This is a genomic window from Pseudarthrobacter sp. fls2-241-R2A-127, assembly GCF_030209355.1.
In the GTDB taxonomy this organism is placed as follows: domain Bacteria; phylum Actinomycetota; class Actinomycetes; order Actinomycetales; family Micrococcaceae; genus Arthrobacter.
On the sequence record NZ_JARVSF010000017.1, the window covers coordinates 1 to 20,385 of the forward strand.

The 20,385-nt window shown below is 67.4% G+C and carries 18 protein-coding genes and 2 pseudogenes; 7 read left to right on the forward strand and 13 right to left on the reverse strand.

What is annotated here, in order from left to right:
* Positions 1–97: 97 nt before the first annotated feature.
* From QRN53_RS13475 to QRN53_RS13485, 3 genes are read right to left on the reverse strand one after another with little or no spacing between them, the layout of a single operon-like run.
* The gene (locus QRN53_RS13475; protein WP_285244349.1) at positions 98–1,147 is read right to left on the reverse strand and encodes an asparaginase; all 1,050 of its coding nucleotides are present in this window, start codon (positions 1,145–1,147) and stop codon (positions 98–100) included.
* Between the two features lie 26 nt (positions 1,148–1,173).
* Positions 1,174–1,881 (reverse strand): FadR/GntR family transcriptional regulator, encoded by a 708-nt coding sequence (locus QRN53_RS13480; RefSeq protein ID WP_285244350.1) that lies wholly within the window; start codon positions 1,879–1,881, stop codon positions 1,174–1,176.
* A gap of 42 nt (positions 1,882–1,923) precedes the next feature.
* On the reverse strand, positions 1,924–2,559 hold the full coding sequence (locus QRN53_RS13485; RefSeq protein ID WP_285244351.1) for a DedA family protein: 636 nt from the start codon (positions 2,557–2,559) through the stop codon (positions 1,924–1,926).
* A gap of 306 nt (positions 2,560–2,865) precedes the next feature.
* Here QRN53_RS13485 and QRN53_RS13490 point away from each other — a divergent pair, with 306 nt between their 5' ends.
* Together QRN53_RS13490 and QRN53_RS13495 are read left to right on the forward strand one after the other, a co-directional pair.
* Positions 2,866–3,138: a type II toxin-antitoxin system Y4mF family antitoxin gene (locus QRN53_RS13490; RefSeq protein WP_285244352.1), complete on the forward strand. Its 273-nt coding sequence runs from the start codon at positions 2,866–2,868 to the stop codon at positions 3,136–3,138.
* 63 nt (positions 3,139–3,201) lie between these two features.
* A pseudogene (locus QRN53_RS13495) lies at positions 3,202–4,008 on the forward strand (type II toxin-antitoxin system HipA family toxin); the annotation flags it as partial.
* A gap of 21 nt (positions 4,009–4,029) precedes the next feature.
* Here the strand turns inward: QRN53_RS13495 and QRN53_RS13500 are convergent.
* Both QRN53_RS13500 and QRN53_RS13505 read right to left on the reverse strand, forming a co-directional pair.
* Positions 4,030–4,647: a uracil-DNA glycosylase family protein gene (locus tag QRN53_RS13500; protein WP_285244353.1), complete on the reverse strand. Its 618-nt coding sequence runs from the start codon at positions 4,645–4,647 to the stop codon at positions 4,030–4,032.
* Between the two features lie 102 nt (positions 4,648–4,749).
* Complete coding sequence (locus QRN53_RS13505; RefSeq protein WP_285244354.1) at positions 4,750–5,631, reverse strand: cytochrome c oxidase assembly protein; 882 nt, start codon at positions 5,629–5,631, stop codon at positions 4,750–4,752.
* An 88-nt stretch (positions 5,632–5,719) separates the two neighbouring features.
* Here QRN53_RS13505 and QRN53_RS13510 point away from each other — a divergent pair, with 88 nt between their 5' ends.
* Positions 5,720–6,226, forward strand: coding sequence for a hypothetical protein (locus QRN53_RS13510; protein WP_285244355.1), 507 nt, complete (start codon positions 5,720–5,722; stop codon positions 6,224–6,226).
* A 15-nt stretch (positions 6,227–6,241) separates the two neighbouring features.
* Here QRN53_RS13510 and QRN53_RS13515 read toward each other — a convergent pair whose 3' ends face one another.
* The 5 genes and pseudogenes from QRN53_RS13515 to QRN53_RS13535 all read right to left on the reverse strand — a co-directional run bounded on the left by QRN53_RS13515 (position 6,242) and on the right by QRN53_RS13535 (position 10,435).
* Positions 6,242–6,625 (reverse strand): RNA-binding S4 domain-containing protein, encoded by a 384-nt coding sequence (locus tag QRN53_RS13515; RefSeq protein ID WP_285244356.1) that lies wholly within the window; start codon positions 6,623–6,625, stop codon positions 6,242–6,244.
* A 34-nt stretch (positions 6,626–6,659) separates the two neighbouring features.
* Positions 6,660–7,772 carry a sulfite oxidase gene (locus tag QRN53_RS13520; RefSeq protein WP_285244357.1) on the reverse strand — a complete coding sequence of 371 codons (1,113 nt, stop codon included), beginning with the start codon at positions 7,770–7,772 and terminating at the stop codon, positions 6,660–6,662.
* 110 nt (positions 7,773–7,882) lie between these two features.
* Positions 7,883–8,742, reverse strand: a pseudogene (locus QRN53_RS13525) (SDR family oxidoreductase).
* The gene (locus QRN53_RS13530) at positions 8,743–9,747 is read right to left on the reverse strand and encodes an aldo/keto reductase family protein (protein WP_285244358.1); all 1,005 of its coding nucleotides are present in this window, start codon (positions 9,745–9,747) and stop codon (positions 8,743–8,745) included.
* A 40-nt stretch (positions 9,748–9,787) separates the two neighbouring features.
* Complete coding sequence (locus QRN53_RS13535; protein WP_285244359.1) at positions 9,788–10,435, reverse strand: hypothetical protein; 648 nt, start codon at positions 10,433–10,435, stop codon at positions 9,788–9,790.
* Between the two features lie 194 nt (positions 10,436–10,629).
* On the opposite strand from QRN53_RS13535, the gene QRN53_RS13540 reads away from it, so the two are divergent.
* Positions 10,630–11,001 carry a YchJ family protein gene (locus QRN53_RS13540; RefSeq protein WP_285244378.1) on the forward strand — a complete coding sequence of 124 codons (372 nt, stop codon included), beginning with the start codon at positions 10,630–10,632 and terminating at the stop codon, positions 10,999–11,001.
* Between the two features lie 21 nt (positions 11,002–11,022).
* Here QRN53_RS13540 and QRN53_RS13545 read toward each other — a convergent pair whose 3' ends face one another.
* From QRN53_RS13545 to QRN53_RS13555, 3 genes are all read right to left on the reverse strand, one after another.
* Positions 11,023–11,877 carry a TIGR04086 family membrane protein gene (locus tag QRN53_RS13545; protein ID WP_285244360.1) on the reverse strand — a complete coding sequence of 285 codons (855 nt, stop codon included), beginning with the start codon at positions 11,875–11,877 and terminating at the stop codon, positions 11,023–11,025.
* Between the two features lie 64 nt (positions 11,878–11,941).
* The gene (locus tag QRN53_RS13550; RefSeq protein WP_285244361.1) at positions 11,942–13,942 is read right to left on the reverse strand and encodes an acyl-CoA dehydrogenase family protein; all 2,001 of its coding nucleotides are present in this window, start codon (positions 13,940–13,942) and stop codon (positions 11,942–11,944) included.
* Positions 13,943–14,004: 62 nt separating this feature from the next.
* Positions 14,005–14,307, reverse strand: coding sequence for a hypothetical protein (locus QRN53_RS13555; RefSeq protein WP_285244362.1), 303 nt, complete (start codon positions 14,305–14,307; stop codon positions 14,005–14,007).
* Positions 14,308–14,549: 242 nt separating this feature from the next.
* On the opposite strand from QRN53_RS13555, the gene QRN53_RS13560 reads away from it, so the two are divergent.
* The 3 genes from QRN53_RS13560 to QRN53_RS13570 are packed head-to-tail and all read left to right on the forward strand — an operon-like array spanning position 14,550 to position 20,369.
* On the forward strand, positions 14,550–16,007 hold the full coding sequence (locus tag QRN53_RS13560; RefSeq protein WP_285244363.1) for a DUF3375 family protein: 1,458 nt from the start codon (positions 14,550–14,552) through the stop codon (positions 16,005–16,007).
* On the forward strand, positions 16,000–16,908 hold the full coding sequence (locus QRN53_RS13565; protein ID WP_285244364.1) for a DUF4194 domain-containing protein: 909 nt from the start codon (positions 16,000–16,002) through the stop codon (positions 16,906–16,908). Before QRN53_RS13560 ends, QRN53_RS13565 begins: the two co-directional genes overlap by 8 nt.
* A complete protein-coding gene (locus tag QRN53_RS13570) occupies positions 16,905–20,369 on the forward strand; it encodes an ATP-binding protein (protein ID WP_285244365.1) in 3,465 nt (1,154 codons plus the stop codon). The genes QRN53_RS13565 and QRN53_RS13570 overlap by 4 nt, the downstream gene beginning before the upstream one ends.
* The last annotated feature ends 16 nt before the right edge of the window (positions 20,370–20,385 follow it).

The window sequence follows — 20,385 nt, forward strand, 5'->3', positions numbered from 1 at the left end:
TGGGCGGGGACGTCGCGGTCGCCGAGCAAGTCATGCTCCGACCGGGTAGCGGCGGTTGCGGTGTCCGCCGCGGTGTCGGTGATGGTCATGGGTGTCCTCACAGGGCTTCGTTGTCGGGCGTGGACGGGTTGGAATTCAGGAAGTCGGTGGCGAGCAGCCGGCCCACCTGGTGGCCGCCGCCCAGCACCGGTGCCGTGGCGATGCCGTTGAGCGGCTCGGTGTCCAGGCCCAGCGCTTCCAGGAGTTGGACGGTGGCAGGCATCCGGGCGCGGTCGCCGCCGTCGGAAATCTTCACGGCCACGGCTCTGCCGTCGGCCAGGCCCACCAGCTGCACGCCCTCAAATCCGTCCTTGGCGACGGCGCCGGGCAGCAGCCGCATCAGCGTGGTGACATCGCGGCCTTCCCCGGCCACCATCTCCGGGTGGTGCTGCATCGCCAGGCCGACGGCGGCTTCCGGGCTGCCGTCGTCGAGCGCGGCTGCCTTGGCGATCCGGCCGAAGCCGCGGCCCATGCCGGCGAGCGTGAGGGCAAACAGCGGAGTGCCGCAGCCATCGGTGCTTACGGCGGCCGGTTCCTCGCCGGTGAGCTCGATGACGGTCTCGAGCACGAGCTGCTGCAGGGGGTGGGACGGGTCCAGGTATCCCTGCACCGGCCAGCCATTGATCACGCAGGTGGCCACCATGGCCGCGTGCTTCCCGGAGCAGTTCTGCGTGATCTGGGTGGCGCTGCCTCCGTTCCGGAGCCATTCTTCACGCTCTGCGGTCCCATAGGGGAGGTCGGTGCTGTTCCCCAGGTCGGTGGGGGCCAGGCCGTGGAGTTCGAGGATGCGCAGCGCGCCGTCCCGGTGGATTGATCCGCCTGAATGGCTGGCGGCGGCCAGGGCCAGGAGGTCGGCAGGCAGTTCAAGGCCGGCACGGACCATGGCCACGGCCTGGAAAGGCTTGAGGGCAGAGCGTGGATAGAACGGTGCCATGGGGTTGCCTGCTGATGCCGCCACTGAACCGTCAGCCGACACGGCAACCGCGGAGCCGTAGTGGACGCTCTCCACCAGGCCGTCACGGATGGCGGCGACCAGCGGCGCGTGCTGCGGCAGGGCCAGCTCGGCCGGGGCAGCGGTATGGGCAGCAGAAAACACAGGGGATGGCATGGGGTCCTTGGGAAGGTTTGGATTGGCTAGTTGTTGAGGATGGAGTCCAGGGCCACGCCCACGGCTTCCAGATGGTGGGCCATGGCGGCGCGGGCATTCTCCGCGGAGCCGGCCTCGATGGCGGCAAGGATTTCCTGGTGCTCAACGTCGGAGGCATGCTGGCGGTCGGCCACCATGTTCAACGTCTCGGACTGATGGGCAAGGGCGTCCCTGATATCGGCAACAACGCTTGCGAACACCCTGTTGCCACTGGCGCGGGCAATGGTGGCGTGGAAGCTGGAGTCCAGGGCAACCCAGGACTCCGGGTCCGTTTCCGTGGCCATGGCGGCGACGATCCCGCGGAGTACGTCGAGTTCCTCGGGAGTGCGCCGTTCTGCTGCCAGGCCGGCGGCCGGGACCTCGATGTGCGGGCGGGCCTCGGTCAGGTCCCGCGCCGAATATTGCCCCAGCGTGAGGTCGTTGGCTACCTTGCTGGCAACAACGAACGTTCCTTTGCCGGTCCTGGTGACCGTGAGGCCCAGGGCGGTGCAGGAACGGAGGGCTTCCCGGATCACCGAACGGCTCACCCCGTATTGCTGGGAAAGCGTGGCTTCCGAGTTGAGTTTGCTTCCCACGGGGATGAGTTCCGATTCGATGTCCCCGCGAATGGCGTTGAACACCGCCTCGGCAGCGCTTAGCCGGGCAAGGGGACGGTACACAGGCTGTCCTGCTGTCCGGCTGTCTGACAGGTTCACGCCTTAAATATGGCACCCGTCACAGTCACTGTCAAGCCTTCCCTAGTCCTGGCGCTGCCCTGCAGCTCGCCGGCGCCGCCGATGCCGCCGTGTGCGAAAGTGCCAGGCAATGAGTGCTGCCACCGCCAGCGCGGCGATGACGACGGCGATGTCCCGCCCGGCGGCCTGGGCGACGGCCTCGTAGGAGTTGCCCGCCAGGAAGCCCAGGAGCACGAACCCGATGCCCCATACCACGCCGCCTGCCGCGTTAAAGGCCAGGAACCGGCCGTACGGCATCCGCGAGGTTCCGGCCAGGGCGGGCATGACCGCCCGGAAGAAGGCCGTGAAGCGGCCCAGGAAGACGGCGGACCCGCCACGCCGCCGGAGCAGGTCCTGCGCATTCTGCAGCTTCCCGGAGTGCCGGGCCAGTGCCCTGGTCTTCAGGATGCGGCTGCCCAGGTGTTTCCCAACCTCGTAGCCCACACTGTCCCCCACGATCGCGGCGGCGACCACCAGGGCCATCATGGCGCCCAGTTGGACTTCGCCCCGGCTGGCTACTACTCCCCCCAGGACCGCCGCGGTTTCACCCGGGATGACGAAGCCGATGAACAAGGCGTCCTCGGCAAAAACGAGGCAGAACACGGCGATGTATGCCACCAGCGGGCTGACGTTCATGAGGTTGTCGATGAACCCCGTCATGGCAGCAACCCTAAGCCCGCGGTGCCGGGCTGGACACCCCATGGATGAACAGGGCGGCGGGCCGCTCCAGGGGCGCTGCCCCGAATGGGTGGGTGGTGGCGGAGGTCAAGGTTGAGCCTGTTTCTATGGCCGGCGGTCAGGGTACCTACGAGTATGCGCCTTCGCTCCTGAAATTTCCCTGACAGTCGACATGGATGGCGACCGCACGAATCCGGCACGAACGTACCGTCAGGCCGGCCCGGGACTTATTTTTTCACTCCCGCGGTGCTAACTTTGCCTTAATCGGCACGATCGTGCCTAGGAGGTATGGTGACTGACTCCCTGATGGGGCAGGTGGCGGCGGAGGTCCGTGCCCGGCGCAAAGCCCTGCGGCTCAACCAGCGCGACCTGGCGGACATCGCCGGCGTATCCGAACGCTTCGTCCGGTTCGTGGAACAGGGAAAGCCGAGTGTCCAGGTGGACTCGCTGCTTGCCCTGCTGGAGGCCCTGGGCCTCCGACTCGAGGTCGCGCCACGCACCAGCCATGCCGTGCGGACGCTCATACACTCCGCAAACGGGGACGGTGGAACCGGAGAATGAGGCACCGCGTGGCGGACGTGTACAAGGCCGGCGTCCTGGCCGCCCGGCTGGAGCGGCACGACGGACAAGCTTTCCGCCGGGATGATCTCGCTGCCGGTGGCCACGGCGGGGAAGCGGTTTATCCTCAAACTCAACGCCCCCGAGTTCCCGCATGTGGTGGAGAACGAGTTCATCATGTTCCGCTACGCCGCCAAGCTGAGGATTCCCCTGGGCCGGGTCCAGCTGATCCACGATGTCGCCGGGCGTCCCGGGCTTCTCGTGGAACGCTTCGACCGGGTGCCGCTTCCTGGTGGTGGCCCGGACGACGTCCAGCGCCTTGCCGTTGAAGACGGGGCCCAGGTGCTCAAGCTCTACCCCGCGGACAAGTACAACGTGGGCTACGGGCAGGTCTGCAGGGCGCTGGCCGATCACTGCGCGGCACCGCTGCCTGCCCTGCGGAACCTCTCGCTGCAGGCCGCCTTTGCCTGGCTCACGGGCAATGGCGACCTGCACGCCAAGAACGTATCCATGGTGCAGGACCCGGGCGGGGAATGGCGGATCGCCCCGGTATACGACATTCCCTCCACCGTGGTGTACGGGGACAAAACCCTGGCGCTGACCCTGGGTGGCAAACGGACCGGCATCTCCCGCCGGCATTTCCTGGGCTGGGCCACCGCATTGGGCTTGCCGGAGCGTGCGGCCGCCACGGTGGTGGAGTTGGCGCTGAAGGCATCCGCTCCGCTCCTGGCCGACCTCGAGGCAGGGACGGCTTTCGCGCTCGGGAATGCTTCCACGGCGGCCGACGACGGCGGGTCACCCTTCCCGGCGATGGTCACCCGGGCATGGGTCAAGGAGCTGAAGCACCGGCGCCGCCTGTTTGAGGCACCGTAGTCCGGAGCCGGCCACGCAGCCTTAGAGGTGCTGGATGCCCGCCCGCTGCATGGCATCCCGGTAGGTTTCCACACTCTTCGCCAGGAGTTCCTCCTGCTTGGCATCTGAAACAGCAAAGGCCCTCCCGCCCAGGGCGGAGGCCTTGTAGATCTTGATGCCACTGTTCTTCAGCGACGAGTGGTAGGTCTTTTCAAACAGGGTCAGGAACGTCGAAGCATCCGTACCGTGCGCGATAACCGCCGAGACGCGGGAATTGATCTTGAGGAACTGGCGGAAGGGGCGCAGGCCATCTGTTTTTTCCTGGACGCTCAGCGCCGACGGGCTGCCGCTTTCGCGGATCCACGGGTAGGCGTTCCACGGCATGACGTACTGCGGATCCAGTTCGGCGAGTTCGTAGATCTGGGTGGCGCGGCGGGCTGCTTCGTCGTCGTTGAAGAGGGAGACGAACCCGGATTCGGTGCCCTTGCCGGGGCTGGCCTGGAGGCTGATGATTCTGCACTCGTCTTCGTCATGGACGGGGTCGATATAGGGGACGGTGGAACCGGGCTTCTTTTCCATCAGTTCTTCGCAAAGTTGGGTTACCTTCGCGATGTTCGGTTCCTGTAGCAGGGCCTTTTTTTCGTCCCAATCAATCGTCACGATTTCTCCCTTTGCAGCGAGGCGTCCAGAATCAGGCGTCCTATGCCACTCTACGCTTCCGCGGGGAGAGCTGGGCACACTTGATTTTTGGTCCGGGCCAGCTTAGTGCCGGCCCCGCAGGTGCTGGGCGTGCAGCTCATCGAGTTGCTCATCGGTCAGTTCATCAAAAACCACGGCTTCGCGCTTGTCGCTGCGGGAGAAGCGGATGAACATGAGGATGATCAGCGGCAGGTCCACCACCTCGCAGATGAACCACAGCAAATTCCCCGCGAACTGCTGGTCCTGCAAGGCGTCCCTGAACCACCACTGGGGATCCGGGACGGTCATGGCATGGTCGAGGACCTGGCCGTTGAGGCTGAGGAGGATTCCGGGGACGGCATCGATCAGCAACTCAATGAACACGAACATGAATTCCAGGGTCAGGTAGGCGCTGGACCGATGGAAATTGGATTCCTCGATGATGGGCAGTGCCATGAGCATGCCCAGCATCGGGACGCCAAGTGTAAGCAGGGCGTCCGCCGCGGGGTTGGTCCGCAGGGTGTAGAAGGCCGGTGTGAGGAAGGTGGAGAAGAGGGCCAGGCCCAGCAACGGTGCGCCGAACGAATTGCTGACGAACCGCACCGGCCGGCTGGACAGGACGGCATCGAAGACTTTAATGCCATGGTCCGGCAACGCCGCACGCGCAAGCGTCAGGGGTTTTCCCAGGCCTATGAGCAGCGGAACCACAAAGAGCAGCAAGGAAATTTTGAGCGTGAATGCCCACCGTTGCTGCGGGCCGTACACGCCGGTGAAACCACAGGTCAGGATGATGAAAGTACCAAGGCCCAGTAGGTAGAACGCCAGCGACCGCCAGGCCGGCCACCGGTGGCCTTTGCGTCCGGCCGAACGCATCCCCCACCCGTAGAGGACTCCGGCCACAACGACGAACGCTGTGGCGGCCCAGTCGAGGCGCCAGGAGGAAACAAGGATCTCAAGCGGTGGCACGGGCCAATGGTAGCCACTGTTCCTGAGAGCACCATGGACGTTTCCCGGAAACCCTGGTCCCGGTGCCGGGATGCTGTTCAATGTGAGGATGCAGTTCACCAGGAGGGGCCTGAAAGACGACGGCTTTTTGGGCTTCAGGCCCCTGACGGACCTCGACGCCATGCGCGTCCCGCGGGGAACGGGCATTTTCGTCATCGTGGCGCCGGACGCGTTCCGGCCGGAATTCCTGAAGAAGAGCACCGCCGGCGTCTTCAAGAAGAAGGATCCCTCCCTGCCGGAGCAGGACCTCAGGGCTGCCTGGGTGGACAAGGCCGCTGTGCTGTACCTCGGCAAAGCCGGTCCGGGCAGCAAGGGCAACCGCGGGCTAAGGCGGCAGATCCAGGAGTTCATGGACTTCGGGCACGGAAAGCCGCCGGGCCATTGGGACGGCCGGCTCATCTGGCAACTCAGGGATGCCGGCACGTTGCTGGTTGCGTGGAAGGAAATGGCAGCCGAAACCCTCAACCAGGCCGAGGCGGATTACCACACAGGCTTTGTCGAGGAATACGGGAAACTCCCCTATGCGAACCTCGTGCGGGGGCGGACCAAAGGCTGACGCCGGCGCAACAGGTCAGGCCGGCCCGCGGAGACGCTCCATCTCACGGCGGTCCTTCTTGGTGGGCCGCCCGGCGCCCCGGTCCCGTTGCGGGAGCCCCAGCGCCGGCAGGACAGGCCGCGGGGGAGTGTGGTCGGTAAAGCAGTGGGATGCGGCCTCGGCCCCCACCCGCTTGGCGATCAGCCGCCGCACCTCAAGGACGCGCTCGTACCCGGACATGCGCACCGTCACCGTGTCTCCCGTGACCAGCGTCGCGGAAGCCTTGGACGGGCTGCCGTTGAGGCGGACGTGCCCCGCACGGCAGGCGGCGGTGGCGGCGGACCGGGTCTTGTAGGCGCGGACGGCCCACAACCACGCATCGATTCGGACACTGGCGGGGGAGGAAGGGAGGCTGGTCATGGTTGGCACCGAGTATAGCCCCGGGCCGCCTGCCTCACTCCACCGTCACCCGGACCCGCTGCACCACGTTGTTGCCCATCCCCTGGTAATTCCAGTTCTGCTCCAGCGGCTGGGTGGCGCCGGTTGCGTCGGTGGCGCGGCAGGCCAGGACATGCTCGCCGGGTTCGGCCACCCACGGCATGCTCCACCCCCGCCACGCGTAGCCGCCGGCGGGCTTGTCCAACCTGGCGGGCAGCCAGGTGCCGTCGATGGCCACCTCGACGCCGGTCACGGCGCCTTCCCCGGACCAGGCCCGGCCCTGCAAGGTAACCGGGCCGGGGCGGACAAACCGCCGGCGCGTGAAAAAGTCCGGGATTCCCGGCGGAACCATCAACGAACGCACCCTGATCCTCGAAACCGGCCGGCCGGCGTCGTCCGCGGAGGCCTGGTAGCGGTAAGCGGACTGTTGCTGGAACCCGGTGAACGGCGCCCTGGCCACTTCGATCGATTCCAGCCACTTGACGCTGGCCATCCCGTACCAGCCCGGAACCACCAGGCGCAGCGGGTATCCATGCTGCGGGGGCAGCTCGGCCCCGTTCATCGCGTAGGCAAGGACGACGTCGGGACGCAGGGCTTCGCGGACCGGCAGGCTGCGTGCGTAATGGTGCGGGACGCCGCCCTGGACGCCCGCATCCGCGCCGGTGAAGACCACTTCCAGGGCGCCAGGCAGTATTCCCGCTTTATCCAGGAGGTAGGCCAACGGCACGCCGGTCCAGTGGGCCGTGCCCACCGCTTCGAGCACCCACGGCTGGCTGAGGGGCCGCGGCTCCAGCAGGGATCTGCCGTTGCCTGCACATTCCAGGGTGACCGGGACGGTGATGGCCGGGGCCCTGCGGAGGGCTGCCAGGTTAACCTCCAGGGCCCGTTCCACCGCACCCCGGATCCGCAGGTGCCAGGACGGGCCGTCGATGTCCGGGATATCGAAATGCGTGAGCACGTAGTGGAGCCCCGGCGGCGTGACGTCGCGGCGGAGCGCCTCAAGGGGCATTGAATGGTTCCGGGCGGAGAGCTGCAGTTCCTCGGAAGTGAGGGGACCCTGCGACGGGCCGGCGGGAACCGAAAGGGCTTCAGGGGCCGCTGCTTGGCTGTGTTCTCTGGTCTCTGTCATGGCGCCGGTATTTCTGTGAGCCGTGCTCCGCCGGGGTGGCGGCGCCTAGCCACAGGTCTACGCCGGGCTCCCCGGCCCGTCAACAGCCCCACGGGCCGGGGAGCGCAGCACTACAGGACGGGCCGGGCCAGGAACTCGGCCAGGCTGATGGGGTCCTGGCCGGTCAACCCGTGCACGTCAGGTGAGAGGCCCGCCATCTCCCCGGCCGCCATCGCCGTGTAGGTGCTCACCCACGCGTCCAACTGCCACTGCGGGGCACCGTAGGACGCCCGGGATGCGTAGGCTTCCTCCACCGTCTCCGGGTGGTAGCTGATGGTCCGGCCGGTTCCGTCGCTCAGAACCTGGGCGGCTTGCGCCATGGTGAGTTCTTCCGGTCCGGTCAGGTTGTAGGTCATCCCCCGGTGGATCGCCGGATCGCGGAGCACTGCATGGGCGGAGCGGGCCACGTCCTCCCGCGCCACCCCGGAAAACAGGCCCTCACCGGCGGGGCCGCGGATCACCCCGTCCTCGCCGCTCATCAGCGGCAGGAAGTCCAGGTAGAAGTTGTCCCGGAGGAACGTGTAGTCCATTCCGGAGGCCTTAATCCGTTCCTCCGTGGCGTAGTGGTCCCGGGCCAGGGTGAAGGTGGCATCCGGCGCGGCGCCGTAGAAGGACGTGTAGACCACGTGCTGCACTCCGGCGTCAGCGGCGGCGTCCACGAACGCGAAATGCTGCTGCAGCCGGTCTTCGGCCTCGGCCGCCGACACCATGAACAAGAGCTCCACCCCGTCCAGGGCCTGCCGGGAGGCCGCGCCGTCGCCGTAGGAGCACACCACCGCGGAGGCCCGGCCAGTTCCGGCGCGCGGGCGGGGTCCCGTACCAGCAGCCGCTGCGCGAATCCGGACCCGGCCAGTTGGCGCGCCAGCATGCCTCCCAGGCCTCCGGTGGATCCGGTGACCGCAAGCTCGGGGAGATCGGCCCGGGACGCCATTCAGGCTTCCCGGGTGGCCGGCGACTTGGTCTGGGCCGGGTCGCGCTCGGCGAGGCCGCCGATGGCGTCGTCGATCTTCTTGAGGACCTCGGCGTCCAGCGTCACTCCTGCCGCCGCAACGGTGTCCGCGATCTGCTCCGGCCGGGATGCGCCCACGATGGCGGATGCCACGTTCGGGTTCTGGAGGACCCACGCAACGGCCAGTTGCGGCATGGTCAGGCCGGCTTCGGCGGCAATCGGCTTCAGGTCCTGCACGCCCGCCAGGACGTCGTCGCGCATCCACCGCTGGATCATCTTGGCGCCGCCCTTCTCATCCGTGGCGCGGCTTCCTTCCGGGGCCGGCTGGCCGGGGAGGTACTTGCCGCTCAGGACGCCCTGGGCCATGGGCGACCAGACGATCTGGGACACCCCCAATTCCTCCGACGCCGGGACCACTTCCGCCTCGATGACCCGCCACAGCATGGAGTACTGAGGCTGGTTGGAGATGAGCTGGAAGCCGAGTTCCCTGGACAGCTTGTGGCCTTCACGGAGCTGGTCGGCGGTCCACTCGCTCACGCCGATGTAGAGCGCCTTGCCCTGCCGGACGATGTCCGCGAACGCTTGCATGGTCTCTTCCAGCGGCGTCTCAAAGTCGTAGCGGTGGGCCTGGTAGAGGTCCACGTAGTCCGTCTGCAGCCTGCGCAGGGACCCGTTGATGGACTCCATGATGTGTTTGCGGGAGAGGCCCAGATCGTTCTTGCCCTTGGGGCCGGTGGGGCCGAATACTTTGGTGAAGATTTCCAGGGACTCGCGCCGCTCGTCCTTCAGGGCCTCGCCCAGGACGGTTTCCGCTGCGGTGTTGGCGTAGACATCCGCGGTGTCGAAGGTGCTGATGCCGGCGTCGAGGGCGGCCCGCACGCACTGCCCGGCAACGTCGTTTTCCACCTGCGAGCCGTGCGTCAGCCAGTTGCCGAACGTGATTTCCGAGACTTTGAAGCCGCTGTTTCCGAGGTATCTGAATTCCATGGGTTTCACGCTAACCCAGTTGGTTGCTCAGGGTAAGGGCTTAGCTGTTCTCCGGCGCCTTGTCCTTGAGTACCTGCTTCGGGCCGGCCAGCGAAACGAGGGACCCGGTGTCCAGCGGCGGTACCGGATGGGGTGGCTGGGGCTTCTTGAAGGACCGCGGCATTTCATGCGGCGGCCGGTGGTTGTGCAGGGCGGATTCCACCAGTGGGGCCACCCGGGCAACTTTGTCGGCGGGCTCCGCCGGGTCGGGGAGGTCCCGCACCGAGAGCTTGATTTCCGGCGCGGCCGCCCGGGCCCTGGCTTCGGCGCGCTTGTCGGCTTCGGCTACCGCTGAGGCCCAGTCTTCGGCCATGACCGTGGGCTCTGGCCGGGCCGCGGCAAGCTTCGGGTGGCGTACGACGACGGTGCGCAGCGACTCCCTGAGCCGTGCCGGCCTGAGGGCGTCGGCGCGTTCCCGCCAGGATGGGCGGGGTTCCGGGTTGTGGCTCCGTGCCGCCATGAACAGCGCACGGCCCTTGCGGGGGCCTTTTCCGAACAGGGCCATCATCACGATGCCGGCAAGCCGGCCCAGGCCCGCGAGGACCAGGGTGAGTACTCCAAGGAGGAAGAGGACGAAGAACATCAGGAGGGCTACGCCCATGGTGCCGAAGAAGGTCAGGTTGAGGACCAGAGTGTCCGGTTGCTCCACGTCTTCACTCCTTTCCATCAACATCCCGGAGCCTCCGGCCGGCGCGCAGCGCTGCGGGAAAGCTCCTCCTCAACCATACGGATTTTTGGCGCGCCATGCCGCCGGGCGCGGTGCCGCGGCCAGGGTTGTAGCGAAGCTGTTACCCGATATGACAGCATCGCCGGGTGACTGAATTCGATGCGTCCGCGAACTGCATGTGCATGTCCGGCGAACCGTACGCCATGTGCTGTGGAAGGTTCCATGCGGGCGGGGCGGAAGCTGCGACCGCGGAGCAGTTGATGCGGTCCCGGTACAGTGCCTTCGTCCGCATGGATGAGGCGTATTTGCTGCGCACCCAGCATCCCTCCACCGCGCCGGCCCCCCTGGACCTGGACCCTGCCATGCGGTGGCGGCGCCTGGACATCGTGGCCACCCGCCACGGCGGTCCCTTCGACACCGAAGGGACCGTTGAGTTCAAGGCCTATTACCGGCACGGCGCGGACCGCGGCGTCCTCCACGAAGAAAGCAGGTTTGTCCGCGAAGGCGGCCGCTGGCTCTATGTGGACGGCGACATCCTGGCCCCCTAGCAGGGGCGCGCTGCCTGCAGGCTATTCGCCGTCGTCGTAATAGTCGCTGTCCGGAGTGAACCCGGCACGGTCAACCCTGCGGTGGAACCGCATGCCCGCCAGGCCGCCGAGCACGGCGCCCACCAGGGCTACGGCCGCCACCACCACGGCTGCGATGATGCTGGTGGTGGTCAGTTGGCCTTCGTTGACGGGGATCCGCGGGAAACTGTTCAGGTTGGCCAGGACGTTGTACTGCTGGCCTGCCAGCAGTCCGAGGATGGCGATCACGACGGCCGCGATCAGGGCCCAGATCCACACCATGAGCCCCTGCCTGGCCCCATTGAAGCGTGCCATCCGCCCCGCGACGTAGCCGCCGCAGTAGTAGGAGAGGAACAGGATCACCAGCAGGACGATGATGCCCACCAGCCCCACGGTGCCGCTGTTCTGCGCAGCCTGGTTCACGGCCGCGTTGACATCCGTGTTGTTGGCAAGCCCCACTGCGGTCCCGGCGGCAGCTACCAAGGCAGTCAGCAGCACGGCCATCCCGGTGGCCGTGAGCCAGCCGAAGAACGCGGAGCCGGCCTTGATCCCGCCGAACCGCTCCTTTTGGCGGGCGACGGCGGTTTCCCTGTCCGCCAGCGTCGGGTCCACCACGGGTGCCGCGGCTGTTGCGGGGGCGGGGCGGTACTCGCGTTCCGCGGACGGGACGGCGGCGTAGTCCCTTTCCTGGTCCCGGTTCAGGGTCCGGTCCCGGTCGCGCGGACGGGCCGGTGCCTGGTCGATCGAACGCGTGGCGGAATCGTCCACTGCGCCCGCCCGGCCGGTGTCAATGCGGGAGGTTTCATCCTCCCGGGCATGGCGGGGAGGCAGGTTCTCTGGGTCCGTTGAGCTGCTCATGGACTAACTCAACCACCCGCCAGCACCGATAGCAAGCGTGCTTACTAGTTTGTGACCTGCGGTTTTACCGGTAGCTGCGGTGCAGGTCTTCCTTGTGGGAGGGGCCGGGGGAGGCGTCGGCGATCCACGGGCCGGTGCCCTCGGACTGGTCCAGCACGCCCGCTTCCAGCCAGGTGTAATCCCCGGCCAGGACCTTGCGGGTCAAAGCGTGGTCGGCGTCGTCGGTGTTCCGCCACAGCTGGTCGAAGTATTCGTCCACCCGGACCTTCGCCTGCTCGCAGTACGCGTCGGCGAGCTCGTAGGCGCCGGCGGCCGTGCCGGGAGAGGTGCGAAGCAGCATCTCCGCGCGGGAACAGCAGGCGGTCATGGCGAAGAGTTCGGCGCCGATGTCCACGATGCGGCCCAGGAATGCCTGCTTCCGCTCCAGCTTCGCCTGCCACCGGCCCATGCCGTAAAAGGTTTGCCGTGCCAGCCGGCGCGAGGAGCGTTCCACGAAGCGCAGGTGCTTGGCCAGCCTGCCGAACCCGTTGTAGGAGCGGGGGTCCATGCCGGCGCCGGCCACCAGCTTGGGCAGCCACTTGGCGTAGAAACCCGAGGCGCCGACGGCGGCCTTGGCTTTATCGGCAAGGCTCGCATCGAGGGAAGCGAGGTCGCCCGCGGCAGCCAGGTGCGCGTCCACGGCTTCCCGGGCAATCAGCAGCCGCATGATCTCGGAAGACCCCTCGAAGATCCTGTTGATCCGCAGGTCCCTGAGCTGCTGTTCGGCGGGTACCGCGCGTTCACCGCGGGCCGCCAGGGATTCTGCCGTCTCGAACCCGCGGCCGCCGCGGATCTGCACCAGCTCGTCCGCGATCCGGCAGCTGATCTCCGTGGCCCAGAGTTTGGCGAGCGCGGCTTCGATGCGGACGTCCTTCTGCCCGGCGTCCGCAAGCTCGGCAGAGAGTTCAAAAACCGCGTCCAGGGCGAAGGCGGAGGCCGCGATGAAGGCGATCTTCTTGCCCACGGCCTCGTGTTCGCCCACGGGCCGGCCCCACTGGGTGCGGGCATTGGACCATTCGCGGGCAATCTTCAGGCTCCACCGCCCGGACGCCACGCACAACGCCGGCAGCGCCAGGCGGCCGGTGTTCAGTGTGGTCAGGGCGATCTTCAGGCCCTGGCCCTCGCGGCCCAGCCGGTTGGCGGCGGGGACCCGCACCTGGTGGAAGCGGGTCACGCCGTTTTCGATGCCGCGCAGGCCCATGAAGGCGTTCCGGTTTTCCACCGTGATGCCCGGGGAGTCCATCTCCACCACGAACGCACTGATGCCGCCCTTGTGGGTGGTGCCCGCGGCATCGGTGTGGGCTGGGACCAGGGCCATCACCACCACCAGTTCCGCAATCACCCCGTTGGTGGTCCAAAGTTTCACGCCGTCCAGGAGGTACGCCTCGCCGTCGTCCGTTGGCGTTGCGGTGCTGCCCATCCGGGCAGGATCGCTGCCCACGTCAGGTTCCGTGAGGAGGAACGCGGTGACGGCGCCGGCAGCGCAGCGGGGCAGGTATTCGCGTTTCTGCCCGGGTGTGCCGAAGACCTTCACCGGCTCGGGAACGCCGATGGACTGATGGGCGGAGATCAGCGCGCCGAGGCTCGGATGGACGCTGCCGAGAAGGGCCAGTGCCCGGCCGTAGTACACCAGCGAGAGGCCAAGTCCGCCGTATTCTTCCGGGATCTTCATGCCGAAGACGCCCAGGCCGGCCAGGCCCTTGATGTACTCGTCCGGGATCTTGGCGTCCCGTTCGATGACCCGCCCGGACATGGTCCTGGCATATTCGGTCAGCCGGGCCATGAAGGCCTCGCCCTTTTCCACGGACGCGGGGTCGGCGGCCGGCCAGGGGTGGATCAGGCCGAGGTCGAAGCTGCCCAGGTAGAGGCCCTTTGCGAAGCTGGGGCGGTCCCAGCCGGTTTCGCGGGCGGCTTCTGCAACGGCCCGGGCGTCCTCGGCGGTGGCGCCGGCCCCGATGTTGGTGGCCGGGACCGGAATTTCCCCGGCCGGGGCGTCTTTGGCGTGGCTGTCAGTTGCGGAGCTCATGGGTTATCTCCTTGGGCCGGAATGGCCGGTGTAGCCATGGATCCGCCGGGTTGGAGAACCCTTCAGCTGTCACTCAAGATTACCCGCGGGTAGGTTCCCGTAACAGGGGCCGTTTGTCCCTGGAAATCGCCGGAAAGGTCCACCGCGGCGGCGCGGTGGACCAGCTTGTCCCACCCGGCGTTGATCCCGTGGACCACGGCCAGGAGCGTGGTGGCCAGCACCGTCCACGTGAGCTTGCCGGCGCCCAGCAGCACCAGGGCTGCAAGCGCGGCGGCCAGGACGAACCCCGCCAGGATCGCACCGAATACCAGCGTCCCGATGAAGACCATCGTTGCTGTTTCCACTGAACTTAGATCGAACTGCATGAATCCCCCTGCTGCGGCGTTGCTGTGGCGAAAGACTGCGAAGACCAGTAGCAGAAGACTAGGGGGACAGTTGCGTGGCCAGCCAGAGCCGCCGCGGGCCGCGCGGCTGTTGATACGGGATCGAAACACTACCCGCAGGTAGGTCACGGAGTGGTCGCGGCGGCCTGCGTTAACCTTGTAGTTGGCAGTTTTCCGGTCCGCCCCGCTGCCGCGCCCCCGCCACCCAAGCCCAAGGAGAGTGTGTGCCCCGCTCCGCCAGGTCATCCGCTGACGCCATCAGCGCCCGGCTCCGGGACCTCGAACTCCTCACCAAGGGACCCGCCTGGGCCTTGACGCGTTCGGCGCCCTGGGTGATCGCGGTGCTGCAGGCTTCCTTTACCCGTACCCGGCCGCAGCTGCCGCTGGAAGAATTCCATGCCGACGTCGACTCCTTCCTTGAGGAGCTCCGGCTCCAGGATCCGGGGCTGGGCGGAGGGGCCAACGGAAAGTCCTTCGGCGACGAGTGGACCCGGCGGCAGTTCCTGACCCGCCGGAACCAGTCGGGTCAGATCGTCTACGAGGTCACTGAACCGGCTGCGCGTGTGCTGGCCTTCCTGGACAGCCTCTCCAGCGAGCGGTCCACGTTGAACGGGTCTCGGCTGGGAACGCTGTTGGGGGACGTGGAGAAGCTTGCCAACGAAACCAACCCGGACCAGAGCGCGCGGCTGGAAGCCTTGGAAGAGGAAATCGAGGAGCGGCAGCAGCTGATCCAGGACATCAGCACCGGCGGGTTCGACGGCCTCCTGGACGACGACGAGGCCGTGGAGGCAGCCGGGAACATCCTGGACCTGGCCGCCAGCCTGCCGGCGGACTACAAGAAGATGCGCGACCGGATCGAGGAACTGGTGGGCGGCCTGCGCAACCAGATCATCGAGGAGTCCTTGACCAAGGGCGCCACCATGGCGCAGGTCCTGGAAGCCGATAAACGGCTGCGCCAGAGCCCCGAAGGCAGGACGTTCCGGTCCTTCACCGCCTTCCTGGAGGACCCGCAGCAGCAGCTCCGGTTCCGCTCCGCCATTGGCGAAGTCCTGAGCCGCCAGTTCGCGGACGACCTCTCACCCGAGGACCGGGAGACGCTGAAGAACCTGGTGGCCGAACTCCGGCAGCAGCACAGCCAGATCCAACGCATTTACGGCAAACTCAGCGAAAGCCTCAACACGTACGTCCAGAGTGACGATTTCCGCCAGTCGGTCCGGCTCCGCCAGGTGCTGCGCGAGGCGGAGCAAGCCATCCGGTCCCTGCCGTATGAGCGTGAACGGCCCGGCCTGGTGCCTGGCCCCGTGCTGTACAACGCCGGCTTCGAGTCGCTGTCCATGGTGAAGCTGTTCGATCCCGACGAGTTCGCGGCGCCGCCCCGGCTGGCCGATCCCATCGCCTTTACCGACTCGGACCGGGTGCGCTCGCCGAGGACGGGCAAAGCCAAGCCCGCCGTGGTTCGCGCGGCCCTGGCCGGCGCGGCGACACTCGCGGGCGCCTGGCAGCAGCTGCCGCCCGAAGAGCAGCACATCAACTCCATCCGCGCCCTGCTTTCCGAAGCCTTGCACCGGGGTGCGGACTTCAACCGCGGGGCCTGGGACGGCCTGGACTTCGAACAGATAGACGGTTCCACCCGCAGGGCCTACCTGCCCGTGGTCACGCTCGCAAAGGATTCAGATGACTGAGGAAATCACGACGCCGGCCCCTGGGCCGGCAGATGCACCGGAGGACGTGCGCGCGGACGGGGAGGCGGTTGGGCACGCCGACACCACAGCGGCATCCGGCCCCGGGTACCCGGGGCCTGTTTCACCCCGCGACACTTTCGTCGATGGCGCTGCCCTGTTCCCCGGCGATACCGGGGTGCTGCCCATGAAGGTGCGGCAGGCCCTGGTCAAGCTCCTCAAGGGCCCGTACATTGACGGTGGCCGCGACGAAAAGCTGTGGACGGTGCTGCTGGACAACCAGTTGATCCTGCGGAGCCGGCTCGCCGAGCTGTTCCTGACCCTGCAGCTGGACCATGAGCGGAAGATCGCTGTGCTCCGTCCCGTGGATCCGGAGGTCATCGGCGGCAGCACCCGGTCCAGCATCCTGCGGCAGCAGCGCGCGCTGAGCCGGGTTGAAACCATCGTGCTGCTCCGGCTCCGCCTGCTCCTGGACCGGCACGTTACCGCCCAGACGGACCCCACCATCACCCGTGAGGAAATCACGGACCTGGTGGCCCACTACCAGCCGGCGGGCCAGCAGGACGCCCTCCGCGACTCCGATGTGGTGACCCGCGCCATCACCAAGCTCCTGGCCCGTCAGCTGCTGCTCCCCACCGGCCTGGACGACGTCTACACCATCTCCAACGCCCTGCCCCTGGCGCTGCCGTTCGAAAACATCGGCGACATCCCGGCCCACATCGAAGCGTTGGTGGCGGCCTCGGCAGATCCCACGGGCACGGAAGCACTAATAGACCTCGACGGCGATGCTTCGGGTGCGGACGACGGCGCGGGGGACGACGACGCCGATGCCGCCCCTGGTGACGGACCAGAAGACGCACCGGCTGCGGAGTCAAGCGCGATCAAGACTGAGGTGACCAAATGACCATCGCGAGCATGCTCCCCTTGGGGGACGTGACCAATCCGGGCCAAATGCGGCTTGCCCTGGTGCAGGTGGTCAACTGGGGCACGTTCCACGGCGCGCACACCATGCACGTGGACCGGAACGGCACCCTGCTGACGGGCAACTCCGGCGTGGGCAAGTCGACGCTGTTCGATGCCATGCTGAGGGTTTTCGATGCGCGGCCGCGGTCCAATGAGGCGGCTGCGCAGCGTTCGGGCGGTGCGGTGGAGGATAAGCGCACCACGTTCACGTACATGCGCGGCAAGGTGGGGGACAAGGCCGTGGGGGAGGGCTCGGCGAGTGCGTTCCAGCGCCCCGGTGCCACCTGGTCCGCCGTGGCCTTGACGTTCGACAACGCTGCCGGCACCCGGGTGACGGTCTCGGCGCTGTTCGACCTGCCCAAGAACGGCACTGAGTCCAGCGTGGGCCGGTTCTACCTGGTCGATAATGTGCCGCTGGATCTGGAGGCCGTTGAAGGAATCGCGGACAGGCGGTTCACCAAGGGCGCCTTGGAGACACTCTTCCCGCACGCGCAGGTGTTCGATGTCCACAAGGCGTTCGCTGAGCGGTTCCGGCGGCTGCTGGGGATCAGCTCGGACCAGGCACTGCCCCTGCTGCGGGTCATCCAGGCCGGCAAGGGGCTCGGCGGCAGCGTCAACACCTTCTTCCGGGACCAGGTGCTGGATGCCCCCGCAACGCTCGCCGCCGCGGATGACGTGGTGGAGGAGTTCAGCAACCTGATGTCCATCCGGCAGCGGCTGGAGGACGTCCGGCAGCAGCGCGACCAGCTGGCCCCCGTCCCCGGCCTGAACAGGGAATATGCGCAGTCGCTGCTGGACGCGAACCGGCTCCGGGAACTGGTGGGCGAGGAGTTCGAGGCCTACAAGCAGAAGCTGGCCGTTGAGGTCCACCAGAAAACCCTGGTCCGGTTCCGTGAGCTGGCCCAGGCGAAAGCCAAGGAGCTCGGCGCCGAACGTGCGGTCCGCGACGGGCTGGCCAAGGAATTGCGGCAGCTGGAGACCGACTACAACAACCAGGGCGGCAACGCCATCTCGGCGATCGAACAGTCGCTGGAGAACGCCCGGGTTGGCCTGAAGCTGCGACGCCAGGTGGAAGAGGCAGCCCAGCAGGCATTGTCCGACGCCGGGCTGCAGCTTGAGTGGAGCGCGGCCGGCTGGGAGCAGGCCCATGAGCAGGCGGCGGCGAGGTCTGCCGAGCTGAAGGATGATTCGCAGGCGTTGCAGGAGCTGCGGTTCGAGGCGTTTGACGCCCACGCCACCCGCAAGAGGGAGCTTGCGGCCGCCGAGCAGGAACTCGTGTCGTTGAAGACGCGCAAATCCCTGCTGCCGCCGTCGAGCATTGAAAACCGCGCGGCGATCGCCGCTGCCACGGGGATCCCGGAAGACCGGATGCCGTTCGCGGGCGAGCTGATGGACCTGGCCGAAGGACAGGAACGGTGGCGCCCGGCTGCCGAACGTGCACTCCGGAACCTGGCCACCACCCTGCTGGTGCCCGGCGAGCACTTCGGTGCCGTGACCCGGTACCTCAATGACCACACGGTGCGCGGTGCGCTGCGGGCGGTGGACGTCTCCAAGCCGCTCGCCGGAGGGGCGCTCGCCGTGGAGGACGCGCGCGACGGCGACCTGCTCACCAAGCTGGACATCCTCGCCGCAGGTGCGGTGGCCGAGGCCGGTGAATGGGTCCGCGAGCGGATCGCGCTGGACTTTGCGTACCCCTGCGTGGAGGACCCGGACGAGCTGGCAGGACTGGACAAGGGCCTGAGCCTGGGCGGCGTGGTCAAGCGGAACCGGCACACGGTGGAGAAGGATGACCGCTTCACCAGCCGCCAGGACTACGTGCTGGGCTTCGACAACGCCGCCAAGCTCGAACTCGTGGCCGGTCAGGTGGAGGACCTCCGGCAGGAAGTGGCCAAGGCCGCAGAACTGGCCCAGAGCCGCGAGGACTCGCACCAGGGCATGAGCCGCCAGATCGATGCCCTGCGGCGGATCGCCGAAGACGACCGCCCCTGGGAACAGGTGTCTGCCGCAGTTGCCGCAGATGAGCTGACGCGGATCGAACAGCGGCTGAAGGACGCCCTGGCCGCGCAGGCGGACCTGGAACCGCTCCGCGCCACCATCGAGGAGGTCCGGCAGAAACACCAGTCCAGCACCGAGTCCGCCGCAGTCCTGCAAAGCGAATACAAGGCACTGGACCGCCAGTTGACCGGCGCCGACGCGCTCCTGGAAGCCGCGCGCGTCCGCCTGGCCCAGGCGCCGCCGTCGGACACCACGGCCGCAGCGCTGGAACCGCACTTCGCGGAATTCGGCGACGTGACCGAAATGCACGAGCTGGACAACCTGGCCAACCGGGTACGGACCGCCCTGCTGGGCGAGCTGCACACCGCTGAATCACGGGGACAGGCCACCGCGGAGCGGCTTACCCGGATCTTCGAGGGCTTCGTGCGGGAGTGGGGCAGCGCCATCTCTGCCGACCACGGCACCAGCATCGGCGCCGCCAGCGAATTCGAGGCCCGCTACCACGCGATCGTGAACGACGGCCTGCCCGCGCAGGAGGCCGAATTCCGGCAGTTCTTCAATCAGCGCACCCATGAGTCCTTCAGTACCCTGCTGCATCTGCTGGACGAGGAACGCCGTTCCATCACCAGCCGCATCCTGCCCCTGAACGGAATCCTCTCGCAGGTGAACTTCCACGAGGGCAGCTACCTGGAACTGGACATCAAGCAGACGCTGCCGCCCACCGCCAAGCAGTTCAAGGACGCCATCCAGAACGCGCTGAAGGCCCGGCACACCCGGCCGGCGAAGGCGGACGCAGGCCGCGCAGGCGTTGCCGGCCCGGACGGGGACGACGACGGCGAGCTCACCGCCCGCTACAAATCCCTGGAGACGCTGGTCAAGCGGCTGGGGTCGCAGGCACCCGAGGACCGGCGCTGGCGCGCAGAGGTCCTGGACGTCCGCGGCCACCTGTTCATCCAGTGCAAGGAACACAGGGAGGTGGCCGGTCCACGGGGCGGCAAGAGGACTGATGTCTTCATGCACGCCGACACCGGGTCCATGTCCGGTGGTGAACGGCAGCGGTTCACCGCGTTCATCATGGCCGCTGCCCTGAGCTACCAGCTGGGCATCGCCGAGCAGGGCTTCACCACGTACGGCACCGTGATGATGGACGAGGCTTTCGTGCTCGCGTCCGAAGAGTTCGCCGGTGCCGGGATCAAGGCGCTGCACGAGTTCGGGTTCCAGCTGCTGCTGGCTGCGCCCGAGAACGTGATCGACCTGTCCCGGCACCTGGGCTCCGTCACCGAAATCCTCCGTGACAAACGCACCAACCGCTCCGGAGTGCTGACCGCACCCGTCATCCGTCCCCGCCCGGGGGAAGAAGGCGCCTGGCGGTCCGAGGCGAACCCGGTGGACATCGTCCTGCGGTAACCGGTCCTACCTGGGC